The organism is Spirosoma areae, assembly GCF_054781775.1.
Genome location: NZ_BAAGTT010000024.1, coordinates 107,778 through 129,345, shown reverse-complemented (window position 1 = coordinate 129,345; position 21,568 = coordinate 107,778). Strand labels below are relative to the sequence as shown.

Annotated in this window: 22 protein-coding genes; 8 read left to right on the top strand and 14 right to left on the bottom strand. The window is 48.7% G+C overall.

Annotated elements, in window-relative coordinates; genetic code table 11:
* Nucleotides 1-35: 35 nt before the first annotated feature.
* From ACYVI1_RS10730 to ACYVI1_RS10720, 3 genes are all read right to left on the bottom strand, one after another.
* A complete protein-coding gene (locus ACYVI1_RS10730; RefSeq protein ID WP_460909741.1) occupies nt 36-2,471 on the bottom strand; it encodes a TonB-dependent receptor in 2,436 nt (811 codons plus the stop codon).
* A gap of 173 nt (nt 2,472-2,644) precedes the next feature.
* Nucleotides 2,645-3,529, bottom strand: a complete 885-nt coding sequence (locus ACYVI1_RS10725; protein WP_460909739.1) for a PPK2 family polyphosphate kinase — start codon at nt 3,527-3,529, stop codon at nt 2,645-2,647.
* A 56-nt stretch (nt 3,530-3,585) separates the two neighbouring features.
* Nucleotides 3,586-4,467, bottom strand: coding sequence for a PPK2 family polyphosphate kinase (locus ACYVI1_RS10720; RefSeq protein ID WP_460910509.1), 882 nt, complete (start codon nt 4,465-4,467; stop codon nt 3,586-3,588).
* Between the two features lie 182 nt (nt 4,468-4,649).
* Here ACYVI1_RS10720 and msrA point away from each other — a divergent pair, with 182 nt between their 5' ends.
* Nucleotides 4,650-5,216, top strand: coding sequence for a peptide-methionine (S)-S-oxide reductase MsrA (gene msrA, locus ACYVI1_RS10715; protein ID WP_460910507.1), 567 nt, complete (start codon nt 4,650-4,652; stop codon nt 5,214-5,216).
* 284 nt (nt 5,217-5,500) lie between these two features.
* Nucleotides 5,501-6,028 (top strand): hypothetical protein, encoded by a 528-nt coding sequence (locus ACYVI1_RS10710; RefSeq protein WP_460909737.1) that lies wholly within the window; start codon nt 5,501-5,503, stop codon nt 6,026-6,028.
* 69 nt (nt 6,029-6,097) lie between these two features.
* Here the strand turns inward: ACYVI1_RS10710 and ACYVI1_RS10705 are convergent, their stop codons facing one another.
* Nucleotides 6,098-6,307, bottom strand: a complete 210-nt coding sequence (locus tag ACYVI1_RS10705) for a hypothetical protein (RefSeq protein WP_460909734.1) — start codon at nt 6,305-6,307, stop codon at nt 6,098-6,100.
* Between the two features lie 226 nt (nt 6,308-6,533).
* On the opposite strand from ACYVI1_RS10705, the gene ACYVI1_RS10700 reads away from it, so the two are divergent.
* Nucleotides 6,534-7,517: a GlxA family transcriptional regulator gene (locus tag ACYVI1_RS10700; protein ID WP_460909731.1), complete on the top strand. Its 984-nt coding sequence runs from the start codon at nt 6,534-6,536 to the stop codon at nt 7,515-7,517.
* Between the two features lie 77 nt (nt 7,518-7,594).
* On the top strand, nt 7,595-8,041 hold the full coding sequence (locus tag ACYVI1_RS10695) for a DinB family protein (RefSeq protein ID WP_460909728.1): 447 nt from the start codon (nt 7,595-7,597) through the stop codon (nt 8,039-8,041).
* Here ACYVI1_RS10695 and ACYVI1_RS10690 read toward each other — a convergent pair.
* The 10 genes from ACYVI1_RS10690 to ACYVI1_RS10645 all read right to left on the bottom strand — a co-directional run bounded on the left by ACYVI1_RS10690 (nt 8,017) and on the right by ACYVI1_RS10645 (nt 17,798).
* Entirely contained in the window at nt 8,017-9,399 is a 1,383-nt protein-coding gene (locus ACYVI1_RS10690) for a high affinity choline transporter 1 (RefSeq protein ID WP_460909725.1), read from the bottom strand. The two genes, ACYVI1_RS10695 and ACYVI1_RS10690, sit on opposite strands and share 25 nt — an antisense overlap.
* 109 nt (nt 9,400-9,508) lie before the next feature.
* Nucleotides 9,509-10,363, bottom strand: coding sequence for an inositol oxygenase family protein (locus tag ACYVI1_RS10685; RefSeq protein ID WP_460909723.1), 855 nt, complete (start codon nt 10,361-10,363; stop codon nt 9,509-9,511).
* A 121-nt stretch (nt 10,364-10,484) separates the two neighbouring features.
* Entirely contained in the window at nt 10,485-12,122 is a 1,638-nt protein-coding gene (locus ACYVI1_RS10680; RefSeq protein ID WP_460909721.1) for a sodium/sugar symporter, read from the bottom strand.
* A gap of 82 nt (nt 12,123-12,204) precedes the next feature.
* Nucleotides 12,205-13,548: an acetyl-CoA carboxylase biotin carboxylase subunit gene (accC, locus tag ACYVI1_RS10675; protein WP_460909719.1), complete on the bottom strand. Its 1,344-nt coding sequence runs from the start codon at nt 13,546-13,548 to the stop codon at nt 12,205-12,207.
* An 89-nt stretch (nt 13,549-13,637) separates the two neighbouring features.
* A complete protein-coding gene (accB, locus tag ACYVI1_RS10670; protein ID WP_460909716.1) occupies nt 13,638-14,117 on the bottom strand; it encodes an acetyl-CoA carboxylase biotin carboxyl carrier protein in 480 nt (159 codons plus the stop codon).
* A 2-nt stretch (nt 14,118-14,119) separates the two neighbouring features.
* A complete protein-coding gene (gene efp / locus ACYVI1_RS10665; RefSeq protein WP_460909714.1) occupies nt 14,120-14,683 on the bottom strand; it encodes an elongation factor P in 564 nt (187 codons plus the stop codon).
* 102 nt (nt 14,684-14,785) lie between these two features.
* Complete coding sequence (locus ACYVI1_RS10660) at nt 14,786-15,769, bottom strand: beta-ketoacyl-ACP synthase III (RefSeq protein WP_460909712.1); 984 nt, start codon at nt 15,767-15,769, stop codon at nt 14,786-14,788.
* Between the two features lie 98 nt (nt 15,770-15,867).
* A complete protein-coding gene (gene plsX, locus ACYVI1_RS10655; RefSeq protein ID WP_460909710.1) occupies nt 15,868-16,809 on the bottom strand; it encodes a phosphate acyltransferase PlsX in 942 nt (313 codons plus the stop codon).
* Nucleotides 16,810-16,955: 146 nt separating this feature from the next.
* Nucleotides 16,956-17,150 (bottom strand): 50S ribosomal protein L32, encoded by a 195-nt coding sequence (rpmF, locus tag ACYVI1_RS10650; protein ID WP_460909707.1) that lies wholly within the window; start codon nt 17,148-17,150, stop codon nt 16,956-16,958.
* Nucleotides 17,151-17,252: 102 nt separating this feature from the next.
* Entirely contained in the window at nt 17,253-17,798 is a 546-nt protein-coding gene (locus tag ACYVI1_RS10645; RefSeq protein WP_460909705.1) for a YceD family protein, read from the bottom strand.
* A 309-nt stretch (nt 17,799-18,107) separates the two neighbouring features.
* Here ACYVI1_RS10645 and ACYVI1_RS10640 point away from each other — a divergent pair, with 309 nt between their 5' ends.
* The 4 genes from ACYVI1_RS10640 (at nt 18,108) to ACYVI1_RS10625 (ending at nt 21,561) form a co-directional block, all read left to right on the top strand.
* Nucleotides 18,108-18,986 carry an AraC family transcriptional regulator gene (locus tag ACYVI1_RS10640; protein ID WP_460909703.1) on the top strand — a complete coding sequence of 293 codons (879 nt, stop codon included), beginning with the start codon at nt 18,108-18,110 and terminating at the stop codon, nt 18,984-18,986.
* 17 nt (nt 18,987-19,003) lie between these two features.
* Nucleotides 19,004-19,324 (top strand): hypothetical protein, encoded by a 321-nt coding sequence (locus ACYVI1_RS10635; protein WP_460909700.1) that lies wholly within the window; start codon nt 19,004-19,006, stop codon nt 19,322-19,324.
* Nucleotides 19,325-19,490: 166 nt separating this feature from the next.
* Nucleotides 19,491-20,987: a S41 family peptidase gene (locus ACYVI1_RS10630; protein WP_460909698.1), complete on the top strand. Its 1,497-nt coding sequence runs from the start codon at nt 19,491-19,493 to the stop codon at nt 20,985-20,987.
* Between the two features lie 31 nt (nt 20,988-21,018).
* Nucleotides 21,019-21,561 (top strand): 3'-5' exonuclease, encoded by a 543-nt coding sequence (locus ACYVI1_RS10625; protein ID WP_460909697.1) that lies wholly within the window; start codon nt 21,019-21,021, stop codon nt 21,559-21,561.
* Nucleotides 21,562-21,568: the final 7 nt, after the last annotated feature.

Genomic DNA, 21,568 nt, shown 5'->3' with positions numbered 1-21,568 from the left:
TATATCGTCAATTCAGCCGATTAGTCATCAGGCTCTTAGAATTTAAAGTTGTAGGTCACGGAGGGGATGATGGTTGCAAAAACTGAGTAGCGAATGGCTTCCGTCACACGAGGGTTATCTTCGTTCGGCTGGAAATACACCGAGAACGCATTCTTCCGGGCATACACATTATACACCGAAAAGACCCAGTTATCCTCTTTGCGCTTGCCCGGCCGTTTGCGGCCCTGCAACGTGGCTGCCAGGTCAAGCCGATGATAAGCCGGAACGCGGTAATTATTCCGGGAATTCTCAGTGTTATGCGGTATTACAAATCCGCCATACTCAAACCGGTTGGTTGGGAAGGTGCCGGGCGTGCCACTGGCAAGGGTGAAGGTGGCCGAGAAATTCCATCGCTTTGCCTGTGGTGGATCGATCAATAACACCGAGGTCAGTGTGTGCCGTTTGTCGAAGCGGGTCGGATACCAGTTGTCGTTGTTGATACCGGCCACCTGCCGTTCGGTTTTGGCCAGCGTGTAGCTAACCCAGCCATTGACCACGCCCGTATTGCGTTTGATGAAAAATTCGGCTCCGTAGGCCCGGCCTTTTCCATTTATCAAATCGCCTTCGAGGTATTTGTTTAGAATCAGACTGGCCCCGTCGATGTAATCAATCTGATTCTGAAGCCATTTGTAATACACCTCCACCGATACCTCAAACTCGCGGCCCGTGTTTCCGAAATTTTTGAAATAGCCTCCGGCAAGCTGATCACCAATCTGAGGTTTGATGTTGTTGGTCGACGGGGTCCAGATATCCAGCGGTGTCGACGCGGTTGTGTTGGAAATCAGGTGGATATACTGCGCCAGCCGGTTGTAGCTCAATTTAAGTGAACTGTTGTCATTCAGTTCATATTTGGCCGCAAAACGGGGTTCAAGGTTGCCATAGGTTTGTATATTCTTCCCGCCACGATACGCTATCGTTCGGATTACTTCGCGCCGGCTTCCGAGTGGAACTTCTGTCTGAAAGGAATAAGCTTCGCCCGGCCCGATGTAGTTGAACAAGGAGTAGCGCAGCCCATACTGAAGCTGCAATTTGGGGGTTACCTGCTGTTCATTCCCCACGTAAAGCGCGTTTTCGAGCGCATACTTGCTTTCTAAGCCAAATGTGAGCACACTCCCCGCACTGGCAGCTGTGGCGGTTCCGGGCTGAAAATTGTGGATAATAGCCTGGCCACCAAAGGTGATGGTGTTTTTACCCAGAAACAGCGAGAAATCCGGCTTCAGGCTGTAGTCGACGATGCGGGAGTCGGTGCGGAAATAATCGTTCGGTGTTTTTTGTTTCAGGTCCGTATTCAGCGAGTAATCATAGTTGCTGTAGTAAGCCGTTGTGTTCAAAAACAGCCGGTCGCTAAAAACGTGATTCCAGCGGGCCGACAGTGTGGTGTTACCCCAATTGAACCCAAAATCAGACCCGAACACGTCGCGGCCCAGATAGCCCGACAAAAACACTGTATTCTTCTCGTTGATGCGGTAATTACCCTTCGCTGTCAGGTCGTAAAAGTAAAATTTAGAGCCTTTCAAATCGCCGTTCAAAAACGGTTGTGCCAGAATGTCGGCATACGAGCGCCGGGCGGCCACAATAAACGAACCCTTTCCGTTAAACAGAGGCCGCTCATAGGATAGTCGGCTAAAAATCAGACCAATACCGCCGTTTAGTTCGGGCTTTTTGGCGTTGCCTTCTTTCAGACGAACGTCTAAAATGGAGGCAATCCGTCCGCCGTAATTCGACGGAATACCTCCTTTGATGAGTTTCACGTCCTTTACGGCATCGGGGTTAAATACCGAAAAGAAGCCAAACAAATGGGAGGAATTATACACCGGGGCTTCGTCTAAGAGCACCAGATTCTGGTCGATGCTGCCGCCCCGAACGTTGAAGCCGGTGGCTCCCTCGCCCACCGTCGAAACACCCGGCAACAGTTGAATACTCCGAATCACATCGACTTCGCCAAGCAGAGCCGGAATCCGCTGTAGCGTTTTCACGTCGATGCGGTTCACGCTCATTTCGATGTTCTTGACATTATCGTCCTCTCGTTTGGTCGAAACCGTAACTTCCTGAAGTTGTTTTCCTTCCTGACTTAACTCAAGGTCAAGGCGCACATTCCGGTCGGTGAGGTCAACCGTTTTGCTTTGTTTGCCATAACCAACGTAGCTGATAATGAGGTTATAGCTGCCCGGCGGAATCGTTACAGCATAGAAACCGTAGCTGTTCGTTACGGCTCCGGTGGCCGTTTCTTTAACGTAGATGGAGACGCCGATTAGCCCTTCACCATTAGCGGCATCTTTTATATAGCCGCTAACCGTTAGCCCGGCGCGGGTAGCAGTCGTCGGTGAGTTACCAATGGTGTTAACGGTTGGTGAATTCTGCGCTCTGCTTTCACTCAAGGGTAGCAGGGCCGTAAGCAGGCCGAATAGCCAGGGAAGTACGTTGATTTTCATTGCATTATTAATTAGTTGCCTACCCGTTTAGTGGCGGCTTCAGGTTGTTTATGCAAACGTACTTCTGCTTAACTTACGATTAGTTAAAAAATAGATGAACCCGCTAATTTATGCGTTGAACGGCATTAGACATTGGACAAAATCAATAAACAAGATATGTCTATAAAGTCGAATTAAAGCTTCCCATCCTGCTTCTTAATCTGCCGGATTAGGGCCTGGGCTTCTTTTTTGTCTGTTTTGGGGAAATGTGTCGGCAGCGACTCCAGAAACTCGGTCAGAATATGGGCGATAATGAGTTGCTGATTAGGCCGGTCGTCACTTGGAATAACGTACCAGGGATTTTGTTTGGTGGCCGTTGCGTTGATGGTGTCTTCGTATGCCTGCATATAGGCAAGCCAGAACTCCCGCTCTTCCAAGTCATTTTCGCTGAACTTCCATTGCTTTTCGGTGTCTTCCAGGCGGGCGATAAGCCGCTTTCCCTGCTCCTGCCTGGCTACGTGGAGATAGAATTTCACAACTGGAAAGCCATTTCGAAACAGGTAATCTTCAAAATGGACAATATCACCAAAACGCTGTTTCCAAAGGGTTGTGTCATTTTTAGGCAGCAGCTCTGGTGGAATTGATTGCTCCTGTAGTCGCTCCGGATGAACACGCAGGGCCAGCACTTCTTCGTAGTACGACCGGTTGAAGACGCCAATGTTCCCCCGTTCGGGCAACTCCTGCCAGAACCGCCACAGAAAGTCGTGTTTCAGGTCTTCCTTTTCCGGTTTTTTGAACGGCGCCATCTGAAACCGCGACGGGTTTACGCCCTTAAAAACCCGCCGGATGCTGCTGTCTTTCCCGGCGGCATCCATCGCCTGAAAAATCACTAAGATTCCATACTGCTCATCGGCGTGCATCCGGTTCTGGGCCTGATCCATTCGGGCAGCCAACGCGTCGACCTGGCGATTTTGATCGGCTTCGTCTGTATAGAACGGTTCGATTAAGGTTGGGGTCTCTGTGCTTGAGAAGGATCTCTGACCGTCGTATCGAAACGCACTGGCAGTTGGTTTTTTCATAGATGTACTGCGGCTGGAGAGCCTGTAACTAAAAAAGCGGCTTTCCGGCCGCGTTACTATTGCGCCCGAATGATGGGGATAAGTTTCTGGAGGGCCTTAAATCGTTTCTCATCGGGCTCGGGTTCGGCGATGGGCAGTTTTTTAAGCTCCTCAATAATGATTCGGCCTACAAGTAACCGCATATTCTTCTTATCGTCGGCGGGAATCACATACCAGGGACATTTATCGGTGGCGGTTTCATTAATACAGGTCTCGTATGCCTCCTGATAATTGTCCCAGAAATCACGTTCTTTTACATCGCCTTCCTCAAATTTCCAGTTTTTTTCAGTATCCTCAATCCGGGCAATGAGCCGGTCAGCCTGTTCCTCTTTGGATACGTGCAGGTAGAATTTCACGGTTGGGAAGCCATTCCGGTATAAAAATGTTTCCATTTGCCGGATAGCCTCGTAGCGGTGTTTGAAGAGTTTATCGAAGTCCTCCGTTAGTTTTTCGGGCAGTCGCTGGCTTTGCGTCAGAATTTCCGGGTGAACTTTGGTCACCAGCACCTCCTCGTAATAGGAGCGGTTAAAAATGCCGATAGTGCCCCGTTCAGGCAGTTCGCGCCAGCTACGCCACAAAAAATCGTGGTCAAGTTCCTGCTCAGTCGGCCGTTTGAACGAATAAACGCGCACTCCGGCAGGGTTGGTCCCGGTAAACACATGCTGAATGGTACCATCCTTACCAGCGGCATCCAACGCCTGAAAGACGGTTAGGAAGCCATAGCGGTTATGGGTATACATTCGCTCCTGCCACTTGTCGATTTCAGCAGCCTGCTGGCGCAGAAGTGCTTCGTAATGAGCCTCATCCGTGTAAAAATCGTTTACTTTGGTAGGCACTTTTTTCAGCTTTATCGATTTGTTTCCGTCGTAGCGGAACTGGTCGATGTCGAAGTCATTCACAGGCATAGGGCGCAAACTTTACGCAAGTCAGTTATGTTCTTTAGTTGACTTAACAACCACAAACCTACCGAATGGTTGCGATGACCTTTCAGAAACAACTTACTGCGCTGACAACGATAGTCATTTCGGCCTTTGGTCTGGCTGGGTACGCGCAATCGGCAACTCAAACTAAATCAATCCCTATGACCACAAATCAACCGGCCAACCTGGCCAAAGCGACGTTTGGAACGGGCTGCTTCTGGTGTACGGAAGCGCTTTATGAATCACTCGACGGTGTTCTTTCGGCGGTATCGGGCTATGAAGGCGGCCAAAAGCCGAATCCGACGTATAATGAGGTATGCACTGGCACAACGGGCCATGCCGAATGCGTTGAAGTGACCTACGACCCAACGAAAATCACCTATCAGGAGTTGCTGGAAGCGTTTTTCCGCAGCCATGACCCAACCACGCTGAACCGGCAGGGGGCTGATGTGGGCACCCAGTATCGCTCCGTAATTTTTTATCATACGGATGAGCAGAAGCGGTTAGCCGAAACGGCTAAAAATGAATTAAATAAGTCGGGAGCTTACGCTGATCCCATCGTAACGGAGATCAGTCCAGCCGAAACGTTCTACGAAGCGGAGGCTTATCATCAGAGTTATTTTGCGACTAATCCGAATCAGGGCTATTGCGCGTTTGTGATTGCCCCGAAGCTCGACAAGTTCAAAAAAGTCTTTAAAGAGAAATTAAAGGCCGAAGCGGCTCATTAATCCTCCGTTTCATGACTGGCAACAAAAAAGGCTCCTCAGTTTGAGGAGTCTTTTTTGTTGCTTTATATCAGTACGTTAACTGTTAACCCGTTGTCTATCACCGGTCCATAAACATTAAATTTAGTTGTCAGTGCTGAATATATAGACCTATTAATACGGGTTTATTATGTTTGTGCCGTATTCCAGTATATGACCGAATAATAAGAGGTTTACCTTTGTACTTGGTAGGGCCACAGATTCGCATTTACTTTGTCTCAAATTTTAACATAAATCAGTTGAATCACATGAAAAAAATCCACTTTTCTATTTTGCTGGCTATTGGTCTGTTAGCGGGTACCCAATCATTTGCTCAGTTGTCGATTGACAAAGGAACCAAACTTATCAACCTCGGCATCGGCGTTGGCGGTTACAGTGGCACAAGCGGAATAGCCTTTGGCGGTTCGGCTGACTTTGGTGTTGCGCCTAATATCACAGTAGGTGGGCAGATAGCCTACCGCAGCTTTAGCTATGGCTATCTCGGCTTTAATGATAAAATCAATTACCTCTATTTTGCCGCTCGTGGGTCATACCACTTCAACGAATTATTAAATCTGGGCACGGATAAAGCTGATATTTATGCTGGCCTGGGTCTTGGCTATCAAAGTGTTTCATACAGTGACAGCTATGGTACAGGCTTTAACACGTTCGGCAGTGGCATTTACGTACCTATTCACCTCGGCGGACGCTATTTCTTCACCGAAAGCGTAGGCGCTTTTCTTGAATTGGGCACAGGCGTTTCTCCGGCTATGTTAGGCGTTACGTTCAAGTTTTAAGTAGGTTATTCGTTCAAAAAAAAGGCTATCCTGATGTTAGGATAGCCTTTTTTTTTGCTGTTCGTTCAACTATACCAGCACCTCGCAGTGATAACCGGTTGCGTTTACTAAAAGGATTATTTGGTGGGATAAAATATCCCTCCCCTCTACCCGCAGAATTTTGTCGCAATCCTCTAAATCAAAATTTAGTTTAAACCGGGGAAACTGCTCCGCCAGAATTAACAGAATCGTCGATGCCTGTTCGCGGCACAGAACGTTTGTTTTGAAAACCTCAACCATAGTTCTCTTCGGGATTAGTTGACAGGCTGGTGATGAAAGACAGGCACACCAAGCTACTGATTTCTTAACATTGGCGTGAAAATTTATCTGCTCTATTCTTTAGGTTTATTTGTATAAATTTCGAAAAAAAAATTCATATAAACAGGGTGTATAAATGCCTAAATTAAGGTGATTTTATGCCATAAAAAACTGTATATTTGACTTATAAACGTTTAACAAAAATCCGATGAAAACTATCTCTTTACTTATCTATGAGGATGCCGTTTTAGCTTCAGTATCGGGCGTTATCGACTTGCTAATGGCAACCAATGGATATTTGGTACAACAAGGGAAACCAGCAGCGTTTACGATTGAATTGATTAGTGAAAAAGAAAAAAATATTCAATTGAATGTGCCCGCTCAGTTTAGCTGTTCCAAAACACTGGAAGAGGTTACCCATACGGATTTGATTATTGTTCCTGCATTCTACGTAAGCCCCGACCAGGCGTTGGCCAAAAACAGAGCGATAGTCGACTGGCTTAAAATAATGAAAGCAAATGGTACCGAAATCGCCAGTTTGTGTTTGGGTAGTTATTTCCTGGCCGAAGCAGGGTTACTGGCGGGAAAATCCTGCACATCACACTGGATGGCTATGGATGATATGCAGCGCCGGTATACGGATGTTAACGTACTTACCGATAGTGTTATGACCGATAAGGATGGAATTTATACAAGCGGAGGAGCCTTACTATCCTGGAATTTGATTTTATACCTGATTGAGAAATTCTGTGGCCGGGACGTCTGTATCAGCGTAAGCCGAATGTTCAATATCGACCTGGATCGGGTTAGCCAGTCGCATTTTGTGGTATTTGAAGGCCAGCGGAAACACGAAGACGAGGATATTTTAAGAGCACAGGCGTTTATTGAAAAGAATTATCACCTACCGATTTCAGTGGAACAAATTGCTGAGCAAAGCAATATGAGTAAACGAAATTTTATTCGGCGATTTAAAAATGCCACCCAAAACACACCGTTAGAATACCTGCAACGGGTGAAGGTAGAATCTGCAAAAAAAGCGCTCGAAAAAAATGCAGCCGATTTAAGCTCAATAATGTATAATACCGGCTATAATGATGTGAAAACATTTCGTAAAGTTTTCAAACAAATTACCGGCCTTACACCACAGGATTATCGACGAAAATATAACCGAACTGGAGCCGCTTTAGCCTAATTCGGTTTAACTCTCTACTGACCTATTGTTTACAGTTTTTCATCATATTCTACACGCTATTTCCTGGCAAGCCCAACATGATCATACAAACCCTAAAAGTTCTGTTTCACCGGGACCTTGAGCGACTAAAGAATGAAATTACCCTGTATCGGGACGAGAAAATAATTTGGTATGTTGATAAAGGTATTGCCAACTCTGCCGGAAACCTATGCCTGCATTTAATTGGCAACCTGAACACCTACATTGGCGCAGAATTGGGCAAGACGGGCTACATCAGGCATCGCGAACTCGAATTTTCTTTAAAAGATGTTCCCAGAGAGGAACTTCTTGAGAAAGTCGACGCAACCATTGATGTTGTCGATAAATCCCTTACCAACGTGACCGACGCACAGCTTGATGCTGAATACCCCCTGTTGGTTTTTACCGAAAAGACGTCGACAGGCTATTTTTTAGTGCATTTAGCCACCCACTTGACTTATCATTTAGGGCAGGTAAACTATCACCGGCGATTGCTGGATTCATGACTAAATAAACTACCGACTATCATCCCAAGCGCACTCGCCAGCAGGCCCCATAACATGGGTGAATGCTCCGTTTCGAGCCATAAACACAGTAGCCATACCCCAAATCCAATGGTCATTGAACACAGGCAGCCCGTTAAGTTAGCCTGTTTCCAGTAGATACCAGCCGTTAATGGCACAAACAGCGACACCAGACTGAATGCCGACGATTCGCCCACAAGGTCGAAAATGTTCGTGTCGCGGGTGGTGCTCATAAGCACACAAATGACGGTGATGATAACAACGGCCCAGCGGATGGTTTTAAGCAGATCTCTATCGCTGATATCGGGCCGGAAAAATTTCACCACGTTCTCCCCGAAGACTGTCGAAGGGGCCAGAATCGCCCCACTCGACACACTTAAAATAGCCGACGTGACGGCCCCGAAAAACAACACCTGCAACGGTAAACTTCCGTGCCGCATCACCATGTTTGGAATAATAAGCTGATTATCTTTCGGCAAATCGGGGTGAAGCAGTTTGGCACTGAGAGCGATAAAGAGCGGTAGCAGGGCTATTGTCAGATACATACCCGATGCTAAAAACGAAGCCTGCACCGCTGTCTTCTCCGTTTTAGCGGCCATCACGCGCTGAAAAACGTCCTGCTGTGGAATAGACCCCAGCCCGATGGTTATCCAGGCGGCAATGTAGGCCAGCCAGTCTTTACCGGTCGAATTGGGCAGGATCCGGAAAAATCCCGCCGGAGTACGCTTCTCAATGGTTTCCCAACCGCCCACATCGTTCCACAGAAGAACGCCCAGCACGGCCAGGGCCAGAATGATGATGAGGTTATGAAAGAAATCGGTGATGGAGATAGACCACATGCCGCCCAGCAGGGTGTAAATCATGACAATAGCTGCACTGGCAATGATGCAGTATTCGCGGGGAACGTCGGTTACAACACTTAGTACAATACCGATAGCTACGAGTTGCGCCGAAATCCAGCTAAAGTACGAGGGAATTACCATCACCGCCGATAGCAATTCTGCCGACCGCCCAAATCGAATACGGAAATAATCGCAAAAGGTGGTGATGTTGAGTCGGTAGAGTGGCCGCGCAAAAAAAGCACCGACCAGAAATAAACACAGCGCCGACCCAAACGGCTCCTCAATAACGGCCAGAAGGCCACCTTCTACAAACATGGCAGGTGCGCCCATAATCGTTTCGGAGCCAAACCAGGTAGCGAACGTTACTGATGCTGCCAGAAATAGGGGCAACCGCCGACCCGCCAGCACAAAATCCTGCGACGTGGTAACGCGCCGGGCCGCCCAGGCTCCGACGGCAACGTTGAAGAGGAGATAAAGAGCGATGAAGAAAAGGAGCATAAAAAACGGTTAAACACGGAGATAACGGAGATTGGCACGGAGAACACGGAGAGTTTATAAACTTCCGTGTTCTCCGTGCCAATCTCCGTTATCTCCGTGTTTAAAACAATTACAACCGCAGCGTAGCGGGTAAATATTTCGCAATTAAATCCTCATAATACGGCTTCAACTCGCTCACAACCGGGGGTTTCGGGCTTTTCGAGTACAAATCATATGGATTGAATTTCCGTACCCACTTAAACATCTCGTGGTCATGGCCGTCCATGAGGTGATTATAGGCTTCCTCGCGGTGCTGCGAATAAAACGAGTGGTAACGCATCATGTAGAGAGCCGGTTCGGGCATATACTTCTTCATGATTTGGTACAGATACTCGTCGTGGCCCCAGGACATATGCACATTCCGTAAGCCACAGTTGGGATCGTACACACCGTATTTGGTGTTGTACCGTTCATCGTAACTATCGGGATTGTTCACGAAAAATTCGGGATAGACAATCTTGTCCGAATGCTGGCAACCGACCGGGAAAGTATCGCCCACAACGGCCCATTGGGGTTCGCCAAACAGGCATAATACCTTGCCCATGTCGTGCAGGAAGCCCGTCAGTACGAACCAGTCGGGGTGCCCGTCGGCACGGATGGCTTCGGCAGTTTGCAGCAGGTGTTGAAGTTGGTCGAGGTCGGTATCGGGGTCGGAGTCGTCAACGAGGGTATTCAAAAACTCCATTGCTCCCCAGACGGGCAATTCTTTTTTGTCGAACGCCAGAAATTCGCGTTCTTTTTCGCGCACGAAATCGTAAGTCTGGCAGGTATGATTCAGCCGGTAAAACTCCCGAACGGTATCACGCTCCGGGGCGTCGTAGTTCCGATAGTCTTCTTTGGCTTTATGGTCGGGTTCAGGGTAGCGGCTGAGCAAGTCGTCTTCCCACTGATCGAGACTGGCAAGAGGGGCAGTTTCGCTAATCATGGTCAACTGAACGTTTAAGCGGTAAATCTACAACCTTATCGCTGTTTATCAGCAAGATAGAGCACGCGTTCGCCGACAAAATCACTGGATATAGCCACGCAAACGTTTGCATTTTTTTGTGTTACCAAAATACCGTGTACAAGACAGCCAGAATACCAAAAATTCCTACTGAACCCACCACAAACGAAGGCGACACGCGGAACATCTGCCGCTCAACAATAACGCTTTTGTTGTTTATATATCCGGCGGGGTCCGTTAGCGACACAAGTATCATCAGCAGTATGTCAATGCAAAATACCCAGGTTGTCCGGTGAAGAAACGGAATAGATTCGGCCTGAACACCTACCGCGTTCATCACATCCGGCCAGAATTTAAGCAACAACGATAAGGGCAGCGTCAAAATAGCCACTGTTAGCGCGGCCCTATTTGTGGCACGTTTCCAGAAGAATCCCAGCAGAAAAATGGCAAAAATACCCGGCGTAATGAAGTTGGTATATTCCTGAATGTATTGATACACCTGATCCAGTGACCGCAACATGGGCGCAATGGCAATGGCAACCATAAATGATACAATTATTGCCCACCGCCCGACATTGACTAATTTCTGTTCTGATGCGGTTTTATCCACGTATTTCTTGTAGAGGTCAAGCGTAAAAATGGTTGAAATAGAATTACACTTGCCCGCCAGCGACGCCACAATAGCGGCTGTCAGCGCGGCAAATGCCAGGCCTTTCATGCCAACAGGGAGGAGATTCATCAGCACGGGATACGCATAATCGGGTTTTACCACGCCCGACGCATCGGTCATCGCCTGGCGAAACGGGCCACTCTGGTAAAGTACATAAGCCGCAATACCGGGAATAACCACAATTAACGGGATTATTAACTTTAGAAAAGCGGCAAATAGTATTCCGCTGCGGGCTGTTTTAAGGTCAGCGCCCAGCGCCCGCTGCACAATGTATTGATTACAGCCCCAATAGTAAAGATTATTAAGCCACATACCGCCCGTTACTAAGGCCATGCCCGGCAGCACTTCATAATGCGGATGACCTTTGGCAAAGAACATGTGAAAATGGTCGTCGGCCCGTTCACGAATCGACAACAAGCCATTCCAGATGCCCGGACCATTTGATTCCTGAGCGACTAACTGCAGGGCCAGATACGTGACAACCAGGCCGCCAAAAATCAGAACAACTACCTGAATGACATCGGTGTAGCCGATAACTTTCATTCCACCAAGCGTAATGAAGATAGCGAAAATTGCCAGCCCAATGGTGCAGGTGGTGAACGGGATTCCTACCAACGACTCGATGGCAATGGCCCCCAGATACAAAATCGACGTGAGGTTAACCAGCACATACACCACTAACCAGAACACCGCCAGAATTGTGCTAACGGTATCGCTATACCGTTGTGCCAGAAATTGCGGCATGGTATAGATATGGTTTCGGAGGTAAATGGGAATGAAAAATATGGCTACAATGACCAGCGTTGCGGCAGCGAACCATTCGTAGGACGAAATGGCCAACCCCATGGCAAAGCCCGACCCGGCCATGCCAATAAAATGCTCTGCCGAGATATTCGAGGCAATCAGGGAGGCTCCGATGGCCCACCACGTCAGCGACCCCTCGGCCAGGAAAAAGTCGGTTGTGTTCATTTGGGCAGCGCGTTTCCGCTGATAAACCCAATAGCCATACCCGACGACAATGATGAAATAAACGAAGAAAACGATGTAATCGGCAGTTGCGAGATGATTCATGCGGGCAATATAGAAAAACGGGGCGTCTTGTCACTAAAGCAAGACACCCCGTTTTTCTATTGTAAGTTGTAGCCGTACAAGGCTACAACTTACTGAAATCAAACGTCTCTAAAAACGCTGTAGTAAACTGACCAGAGCGGAATTTGGCATCATCCATCAGTTTGATATGAAACGGAATCGTGGTTTTAATGCCCTCGATAACAAACTCCTGAAGTGCTCGCTTCATGCGCGTAATGACTTCCTCCCGCGACTGCCCCGACACGATTAGTTTGGCAATCATGGAGTCGTAGTTAGGTGGAATGGTGTAGCCGCTATACACGTGGCTGTCGATCCGAATGCCATGCCCGCCGGGGAAATGCAGGTTCGTGATCTTACCGGGTGATGGCCGAAACCCATTGGCCGGGTCTTCGGCATTGATACGACACTCCATCGCAAAGAGTTTGGGCGTGTAGTTGCGGCCTGAGATTTCAGCGCCGGCTGCCACTTTAATTTGCTCTTTAATCAGGTCAAAGTCAGTTACTTCTTCCGTAATTGGGTGCTCTACCTGAATCCGGGTATTCATTTCCATGAAATAGAAGTCCCCGTGCTTATCGACCAGAAACTCGACCGTTCCGGCCCCTTCGTAGCCGATTGCCTGAGCGCCTTTAATGGCTGCTTCGCCCATTCGTTCCCGCAGTTCGGCAGAGACAATGGGTGAAGGGGTTTCTTCGATCAATTTCTGGTGCCGGCGCTGAATCGAGCAGTCGCGTTCAGAAAGATGACAAACCGTGCCAAACTGGTCGCCCACAATCTGAATTTCGATGTGGCGGGGTTCCTCCACATACTTCTCCAGATATAAGCCGTCGTTGCCAAAGGCAGCACCGGCTTCGGTACGGGCATCGTTCCAGGCTTTCTCGAACTCTTCTTCGGCCCGAACAATTCGCATGCCGCGACCACCCCCACCGGCTGTGGCTTTCACAATGACCGGATAGCCCATGCCAGCCGATAATTTCTTACCCTGCTCCACCGACTCGAGCAGGCCCTCCGAACCGGGAATGACCGGCACACCAGCAGCTCTCATGGTCGCTTTGGCCGTCGCTTTGTCGCCCATGCCATTGATTTGCTCGGCCGTCGCGCCAATAAACTTGATGCCATAGTCAGCACAGATTTGCGAAAACTCGGCGTTCTCCGACAAAAACCCGTAACCGGGATGAATGGCATCGGCGCCGGTTACTTCGGCAGCCGAGATGATGCTGGGAATACTCAGGTAGGATAGCTTGCTGATGGGCGGGCCAATGCAAACGGCCTCGTCGGCAAAGCGCACGTGCAGACTGTCGCGGTCGGCAGTTGAATAAACGGCAACCGTTTTAATGCCCATCTCACGGCAGGTACGGATAATCCGCAGTGCAATTTCGCCCCGGTTAGCAATTAATATTTTCTTGAACATAGTCAAAATGAGCGAATGAGCGAATGAGCGAATGAGTGAATAGTTTCTCGGAAATCATTCACTCATTCACTCATTCGCTCATTCACCAATTAAATGGGTTCTACCAAAAACAGCGGCTGATCGTATTCGACGGGGGTAGCGTTCTCAACGAGCACTTTCACGATTCGACCGGACACTTCTGATTCGATTTCGTTGAACAATTTCATGGCTTCGATAATGCAAACAACTTTTCCCTCGCTTACACTATCGCCCACTTCAACGAGCATCGGCGTTTCCGGATTGGCCGACCGATAGAACGTGCCAATCATAGGCGACTTGATGGTAATATAAGTAGAGGTCTCGGCTTTAGGGGCCATCGCTGGCATCGAAGCTGCTGGGGCCATTGGTGCGGTGGCCTGCAGTTGTGGCGCCTGAACCGCCATAGGAGCCGGTGCAGCCAGTAGGGGTGCCGAAGCACCCTGACCGTATCGCCTGACGCTGATTTTCAGGTCGGTCGTTTCAATGTTTACTTCATCTAAACCCGATTGCGAGATGAAGTCGATAAGTTGCTGAATGTCTTGTGTGCTCATAATTACTTCACTCGTTCTACGTAATCGCGTGTGCGGGTATCAACCCGAATTTTCTGACCTGACTCAATGAAAAGAGGCACCATAATTTTAGCACCCGACTCTACTTCAACCCGCTTTTTGGGGCTGTTGGCGGTATCTCCCTTGATACCTGGTTCGGCATAGGTTACTTCCAGTTCAACAAAGGGTGGTAATTCGCACGACAGGGGCGTGTCACTTTCGGCATTAATCAGAATTTCGACTTCCTGGCCCTCCTTCATCAGGTCGGCCCCATCCACGAGTTTTTCATCGATGTTTATCTGGTCGAACGACTCCTGGTCCATAAAGTTATAGCCTGCTTCGTCTTTGTAAAGGTATTGGAATTTCCGGCGTTCAACCCGAACTGGATAAATTGTTACGCCCGAGTTGAATGTATTGTCGATGACGCGGCCTGTTGTGAGGCTTTTCAACTTGGTGCGAACAAAAGCCGCGCCTTTGCCAGGCTTTACGTGTTGAAATTCAGTAATTTGAAAAAGGTCGTTGTTGAAGTTAAGGACCAGTCCGTTCCGGATATCTGCGGTCGTTGCCATTGGTTTTAATGTATAATGGTTAATGTAAAATGAATAATGAAAATGACAGTTGCTCTTCTTGGTGTGGAGCCATTATCCATTCTACATTATTTATTCTAAAAATTAGTACGCCCACTTCACGTAAGCGGCTCCCCATGTGAAGCCTCCGCCAAAGGCAGCCAGTATCAGGTTATCGCCCTTTTTCAGTTGCGGCTCATAGTCGAACAAACAGAGCGGAATGGTCGCGGCTGTGGTGTTGCCATATTTATGAATGTTCAGCATGACCTTCTCCGAATCAATACCCATTCGATTGGCGGTGGCATCAATAATGCGTTTATTAGCCTGATGCGGCACCAACCAGGCGACATCATTGCCTGAAAGGTGATTCCGTTCCATGATTTCGGCGGATACGTCGGCCATGTTTTTCACAGCAAATTTAAATACAGACGGGCCGTCCTGATACACGTAATGCCAGCGCTTCTCCACGGTTTCATGGGTGGGCGGGTATCGGCTGCCGCCTGCTTTCTGGAGTAAGTGATTTTGCCCCGTTCCATCTGATTTAATAATCGAGTCGAGGACGCCTAAGCCCTCTGGATTGGGTTCGAGCAGGACGGCGCCGGCTCCATCGCCAAATAAAATACAGGTGGTTCGGTCTGTATAATCAACAATGGCCGACATTTTATCCGCTCCAACGACGACCACTTTTTTGTATTTACCGGTTTCGATAAACTGTGAACCAACCGTAAGCGCATACAAAAATCCGGAGCAGGCCGCCTGAATATCGAAACTCCCAACATTACGAATACCGACCATGTCGCAAATTAAATTAGCGGTGCATGGAAACACATAATCAGGCGTGGTGGTCGCGCAAATCAGCAGATCAATTTCTTCGGGCTTAATCGTCAATTTAGTAAGTAAGCCTGCCACCGCTTTGGCTCCCATGTGGGAGGATCCCAGGCCCTCGCCTTTCAGAATATGCCGTTCTTTAATACCGGTGCGGCTCGTAATCCATTCATCGTTCGTATCCACCATACGCTCCAACTCCGCATTGGTTAGCACATAGTCGGGAACGTAGCCGTGGATTCCAGTTATGGCAGCTTTACTCATAATGAAATAAAAAGTTTACAGTTTTCAGTTCACAGTTTTCAGTTGGCTAACGTAGAGATAGCTGCTGCATCAGCCAACTGAAAACTGAAAACGGTAAACTAACTCAGTGCCTGTGCAATTTTAGTGAACGCGTTGGACTCGACCTGCCGGATAGCCAGGTTAATCATATTTCTTATGGCTAATGGCGAGGAGATACCATGCGCGATAATCACATTCCCGTTAACGCCCAGAATGGGACTGCCCCCTACCGATTCGTAGTTGGTTTTACCTAAGAACTCATCGCTGATTCCCCGCTGGTCAGCTACGTTATAAAATGACTCACCCAATTTGAACATGGCGTTCCCCGTGAAGCCGTCTGTCACAATAACATCGGCTTTACCCAGGAAAAAGTCTCCACCTTCAACATTACCAACAAAATTAATCCGTCGGTTTTCTTTTAGCTGTTGATGAGCCGCCTGGGCTATGAGCGATCCTTTTTGATCTTCGGTACCGATGTTCATTAAAGCAACGCGGGGGCGTTCGAGCTGGAACGTGTATTGAGCGTAAATAGAGCCGATTTCGCCAAATTGAGCCAGCATTTCGGGCTTGCAGTCGGCATTGGCCCCAATATCGAGCATGATTGCATGGCCGCCGGTGATTTGCGGAACAAAACCGGCAATGCATGGCCGAAAAATGCCCTCAATTGCCTTGATACTAAATAAGGCTCCTACGTGCATCGCACCAGTATTACCGGCACTACAAAACGCCTGAACCTGACCATCCTTCAAAAGCTTAAACCCAACTCCAATACTGGAGTTGGGTTTTTGAGAGAGCGCCTTGGTGGGGTGCTCATTCATATCAATCACGTCATCAGCATTTACCAGTTCGATATTGGTAAAGGTCTGCGTACTATGTTTCTTAATTAATGCCTGCATTACCACCAGTTTGCCAACCAATACAATAGACACATGTTCCGGCAATTCAGCAGCGGCCATTAGTACACCTTCTACAATAGCTTCGGGAGCAAAATCGCCACCCATTGCGTCTACTGCAATTTTCATTGACTCTGTGTGTTCAATACCTCCCAGTCAGGCTTGACTGCAAAAAAAATACGCGTAAAAATAGGGAGGTGGCAGGCAATAAAAAAGTATTTCACGTTCATCTTCGGAGAGACGTCGGCGAAATACTTTCAGGAAAGGGCGGAGATTTAGGCGGTTTTCGCGTAATTCTCAACAATCATTTGTCCTTTGTAGAACAGATTCCCTTCAAAAATGTGGGCATGGTGCCGCTCATGAACTTCGCCGGTTTGGGCATCGGTCGAGAGGGTCACAGGTACAGCCTTGTAATGGGTTCTGCGTTTATCGCGCCGTGTTTTAGAGTGGCGTCGTTTGGGGTGTGCCATTGTCTTAAGTTATACAGTTGTAGTGTTATAAAGTAGTAGAGTTTGTTGGTGCAGGGGCTATAAACTCGATAGCCCTACTACTCTGTAACTCTACAACTTACTTTAATTGTCGTTCAATTTTCGCAGAGCTTCCCAGCGCGGGTCAATGGCCGGCTGGTCGTCTACGTCTTCATTCGGTTCAGCATCAGAGCGATAAATGAGTTTACCATTCTGTCCATCATCTTCTGAATCATCTTCATCCCGAAACCGGGGGTGAAGCCGCTTCATGGGGAGCGAGAGGCCGATAAACTCAAAAATATAACGGGCTACATTGACAGTCGACGTATTCCGTTCAATGAGTTCAATTTCGTCGCTCAACTCCTCGTTGTGGTCGCCAAATTTCAGCAGCATCGTCTGCTGGGTGTCCACTGGCTCATCATAGTCATCGAGGCTCCGGTCGCAAGTTTGTTCAACCGTGCCAACGATGTGAAAATCCAGCCGAATCATCGTTTCCGACTTGTCGAGCACTAAGTGTGTGCTGACAGTGCCTTTCCTGATTAATTCCTGCTCCAGCGCGGCAAAAAACGAATTGTCCGATGTGAAATCGTATTCATACCGTTTGTTGTCAAGTCCAACAATGTGGATGTCGTATGCGCGTAATGGATTCACCCCGTATCTCCTCCTCAAAAATAAGACCGCAAAGGTACGAAACATTTGTGAATCAGGAAAGTGGTAGCGAAAAAAAGTCGGCAGTTGTCAGTCAACGATTAGGGGTGCTACTGCATGTAGCCCGTTTGTTTCTTCGGGCTGAAAGCAATCCGGCCTATCAGGTAATCTCCGGCACGACATTGCATGACTTGCTGATGTGTTAATTTTGTAGTAGTCATCGGTTAAAAAGTTATTGGTAACTCAATTTGACGGGTAAAACAGGCAGGAAATTATCTTTACCTCATCAATCACGCATACTATTTTAACCCAATGAAAGCACTACTGGAGAAGTTGGCCCCTTCTGACGATAGTTCGTTCAAATTATACCAGTTCAGCTATCGGTATTATCCAACGCCCTGGCATTATCATCCTGATATTGAGCTGGTTTTGGTAACCAAAAGTAGTGGCAAGCGAATTATTGGTAACCACATCACCGATTTCACGAATGGCGACCTGGCGCTCATTGGCCCCAGCCTGCCACACATTTATCGGAACGATGAAGTCTATTATGAGCCTGATTCAACGTTGGTAGCAGAGTCGATAGTGATTCATTTTTTGCCTCACTTTCTGGGAGAACCATTTTGGCAAAGCCCCGAAATGGCTCCCGTTCGGGCTTTGGTGCAGCGGGCAGCCGTTGGTTTATCCATTACGGGTGCAACCCGCGATACGGTTGCCCAACAGTTGGTCGGGTTGTTTGAGCAGCACGGAATGCAGCGATTAGTGGGTTTCTTAACCATTATGACGTTGCTCGCCGAGCGCAGCATAGCGCTTTCCAATGACCTGATGCCTCTTTCAACGCAACCAATTGAAGGGAACAATCCAGAGGAAGATGAGAAATTGACTCGGATCATGACGTTTATTTCAAAGCACGCCAAACGTCAAATTACGCTCGATGAACTGGCATCTGAAGTAAGTATGTCCGTGCCGTCGGTATGCCGGTTTTTCAAAAAGCGGACGCGCAAAACGCCGATTGAATTCATCAATGAACTGAAAATTAGCCGGGCCTGCTCGTTACTGATGCAATCGGGGAAAACTATTTCGGAGATTGCCTACGATAGTGGGTTTAACAACCTGTCAAATTTCAACCGCCAATTCCGATCAGTGAAGGGAGTAAATCCGCAGGAATTCAGGCGGCAGTTTGTCAGTTAATGCAGCCTGTATGGTTCATGCGTTATCCTACCCCGGCCACTTCAGGGTTGCCGGGGTGGTATGGATCGGTGAGCCGGAATAACCATTGGCCCGGAATCCGGTTATCGTTACTTAACCACTTCTCCAGTATGGGACACTACCAACTTGTCGAAAAGCACGCCATTGAGCATCATAACGAATACTATGAAGTACGGACCACACAGACGGACGGGCAGCCCAAGAGCCTGTTTTTCACGACGAACGATGAAAATCTGGAACAGGTTGCAGCCAGCATCGTTGCCGAACATTTGTCTGATGCCAAACACTGGACGGTCATTCCGCACCGAAAAGATAGCTGATAATCGGGCTGCGGTATCAGGCAGAAAATCTGAGTAAAGTACCGAAAACAAAATTTTCAGGAAGTTGTGAACAATTTTCATTGATTATAGTTACGCCGATTTGTATCTTCACCGAACGAATACTGCCTGCTACCTCGAAGGGCGGTTACTACCGTAACGTGTGAAGATGAAGATTGGTCAAATGCTGCTGATATCCAGCCTGTTGATGGGTCTGGTCTGCCTGAATGCCGAAGCTCAGCGCCTAACGCCCGAGCAAGCCCGCACCGATTTAACTTACCTGAAACGCAGGCTGGATTTGCTCCATCCGGGCATGGGCTATTATACCCCCCAACCCCGCATGGAGCAACTCTATGATTCGCTTTACAACCGATTGACAGCACCTATGGACTACCTGGCGTTTTTCCATCACGTCAGTCCGTTCGTAAGTGCGCTTAAAGATGGACACACGAACCTGAATCATCGCCGGAATTTTATTAGCCGGCAAACCCGGTTTATTCCGTTTTACATCCGGCCCGTTGGGTCGCAGTACTACATCAGCCACAACGTGTCGGCCGATACAAGCCTGCAGCGCGGGACCGAACTGCTCGCGATTAACGATCGTTGCGTGGCCGACCTTCACCAGGAACTGATGAGCGCCGACCACTCCGGCTCCGACGGAGATAACCTGACAGGCCGCCGGCAATGGAGTTTAGTGCAGTTTGCCGATTATTATGCGGCCTGGTATGGTTCGGCAGATTCCATCCGGATAACCTACCGGCTGACGGGCGACACACTTGTTCGGCACACGCGCCTGCGCTGCCCAACGTTACAGGCGTTCCGGGCTACGATTCAGCGTCGGTATGGAGTCGAAATTGACCGGCGTGCCAATCTCTCGGTGCGGGTCATCGATACGCTCACCCATACGGCCGTGCTGCGGGTTTCGTCGTTCATGGGTCTCAAAAAAACAGATCCGTTTCAGTGGGCTTTCAATCGTCGGCTGAAACGTGCGTTCAGGGAGTTGCGGCAGGAAAACGTGAAAAACCTGGTAGTCGATTTGCAGGGCAACGGTGGAGGAATTGTTTTAAACTCCGCCCGATTGCTGCGCTACTGGATGCCGAAGTCGTTCCGAATGATGGAGCATGAGGAAATGAAGCGGGCCGCCCGTGCTGAACTGGTAACGCGCTGGAATCCCATCTCGGCACTAAATTTTAGTCTGCAATACAAAGCCAACAAGGCGGGTGGTTTTGCCAGCCGCTCATCGCACCATCGCTATCGACCGTACAGACAACGGGGATTCAACGGAAATTTGTATTTTCTTATGAATGGCGCTTCGTTTTCGGCGGCCACAACGGTGCTGGCCAAAACCCTCGATGCGGGTTTGGGTACGTATGTGGGCGAGGCAAGCGGCAGTGCCTATTGGGGTGACTTTGCCGGCCATTTTAAAACCATAACCTTACCCAACTCAAGGCTTCAGATTCGGATACCGCTCAAAAAAATGACCCATTCGGTGGTGGCCGAGCGGGCCAACGGATTCACGGTAGAACCCGATTTCATTGTTTCGCGCAGCTATGAAGACCTGATGAGCAATCGGGATTATGTGCTGGATTATGCACTGCGGCTCATTCGAGAAGGCGTTGTGGCCCGCCAGCCTATGCAAACCTGGCCTTTGCAGGCATCGCGCTGACTTTTTCACAAAATACCCTTACCTTTATCGTGTGTATTGTATTGTTGACGTTGAAACGACCGGGGGCGTAAAAGGGCCCACCCGCCTTACTGAAATTGCCATCTTTCGTCATGATGGGCAGCGAGTTGTTGACTCCTTTCATTCACTGCTTAATCCCGGCTGCCCCATCCCGCCCTTTATCCGGCACCTGACCGGCATTTCGGACGAACTGGTTCGGGACGCGCCAACCTTTGCCGAAGTGGCCCACCACGTGTTGCGTATTACCCAGGACGCTGTTTTTGTAGCGCATAATGTTGGGTTCGATTTTAATTTTATCCAGAAAGAACTGAACTGGTTGGGCCATGAGTATTTCCGGCGAACCCTCTGCACTGTCAGAACGAGCCGTAAGCTGATTCCGGGGTATCCGTCCTACAGTTTGGGTAAACTTTGCCGCTCGCTCGATATTCCCCTGCATGGGCGCCACCGCGCTCAGGGCGATGCTGCCGCTACAGTTTTGTTATTTGAAATGTTGCTCCGCCATGACTCAAAGGGACTAATTCCGCGCGTGAGTTCTCAGATCGAGCAACCCTATTGAGCGCTAC

What these genes read in the sequence shown, in the direction of transcription:
- ACYVI1_RS10730 (WP_460909741.1), bottom strand. Translation starts at nt 2,471, where the DNA reads ATGAAAATCAACGTACTTCCCTGGCTATTCGGCCTGCTTACGGCCCTG.
- ACYVI1_RS10725 (WP_460909739.1), bottom strand. Translation starts at nt 3,529, where the DNA reads ATGAAAAAACCAACTGCCAGTGCGTTTCGATACGACGGTCAGAGATCC.
- msrA (WP_460910507.1), top strand. Translation starts at nt 4,650, where the DNA reads ATGACCACAAATCAACCGGCCAACCTGGCCAAAGCGACGTTTGGAACG.
- ACYVI1_RS10710 (WP_460909737.1), top strand. Translation starts at nt 5,501, where the DNA reads ATGAAAAAAATCCACTTTTCTATTTTGCTGGCTATTGGTCTGTTAGCG.
- ACYVI1_RS10705 (WP_460909734.1), bottom strand. Translation starts at nt 6,307, where the DNA reads ATGGTTGAGGTTTTCAAAACAAACGTTCTGTGCCGCGAACAGGCATCG.
- ACYVI1_RS10700 (WP_460909731.1), top strand. Translation starts at nt 6,534, where the DNA reads ATGAAAACTATCTCTTTACTTATCTATGAGGATGCCGTTTTAGCTTCA.
- ACYVI1_RS10695 (WP_460909728.1), top strand. Translation starts at nt 7,595, where the DNA reads ATGATCATACAAACCCTAAAAGTTCTGTTTCACCGGGACCTTGAGCGA.
- ACYVI1_RS10690 (WP_460909725.1), bottom strand. Translation starts at nt 9,399, where the DNA reads ATGCTCCTTTTCTTCATCGCTCTTTATCTCCTCTTCAACGTTGCCGTC.
- ACYVI1_RS10685 (WP_460909723.1), bottom strand. Translation starts at nt 10,363, where the DNA reads ATGATTAGCGAAACTGCCCCTCTTGCCAGTCTCGATCAGTGGGAAGAC.
- ACYVI1_RS10680 (WP_460909721.1), bottom strand. Translation starts at nt 12,122, where the DNA reads ATGAATCATCTCGCAACTGCCGATTACATCGTTTTCTTCGTTTATTTC.
- accC (WP_460909719.1), bottom strand. Translation starts at nt 13,548, where the DNA reads ATGTTCAAGAAAATATTAATTGCTAACCGGGGCGAAATTGCACTGCGG.
- accB (WP_460909716.1), bottom strand. Translation starts at nt 14,117, where the DNA reads ATGAGCACACAAGACATTCAGCAACTTATCGACTTCATCTCGCAATCG.
- efp (WP_460909714.1), bottom strand. Translation starts at nt 14,683, where the DNA reads ATGGCAACGACCGCAGATATCCGGAACGGACTGGTCCTTAACTTCAAC.
- ACYVI1_RS10660 (WP_460909712.1), bottom strand. Translation starts at nt 15,769, where the DNA reads ATGAGTAAAGCTGCCATAACTGGAATCCACGGCTACGTTCCCGACTAT.
- plsX (WP_460909710.1), bottom strand. Translation starts at nt 16,809, where the DNA reads ATGAAAATTGCAGTAGACGCAATGGGTGGCGATTTTGCTCCCGAAGCT.
- rpmF (WP_460909707.1), bottom strand. Translation starts at nt 17,150, where the DNA reads ATGGCACACCCCAAACGACGCCACTCTAAAACACGGCGCGATAAACGC.
- ACYVI1_RS10640 (WP_460909703.1), top strand. Translation starts at nt 18,108, where the DNA reads ATGAAAGCACTACTGGAGAAGTTGGCCCCTTCTGACGATAGTTCGTTC.
- ACYVI1_RS10635 (WP_460909700.1), top strand. Translation starts at nt 19,004, where the DNA reads ATGCGTTATCCTACCCCGGCCACTTCAGGGTTGCCGGGGTGGTATGGA.
- ACYVI1_RS10630 (WP_460909698.1), top strand. Translation starts at nt 19,491, where the DNA reads ATGAAGATTGGTCAAATGCTGCTGATATCCAGCCTGTTGATGGGTCTG.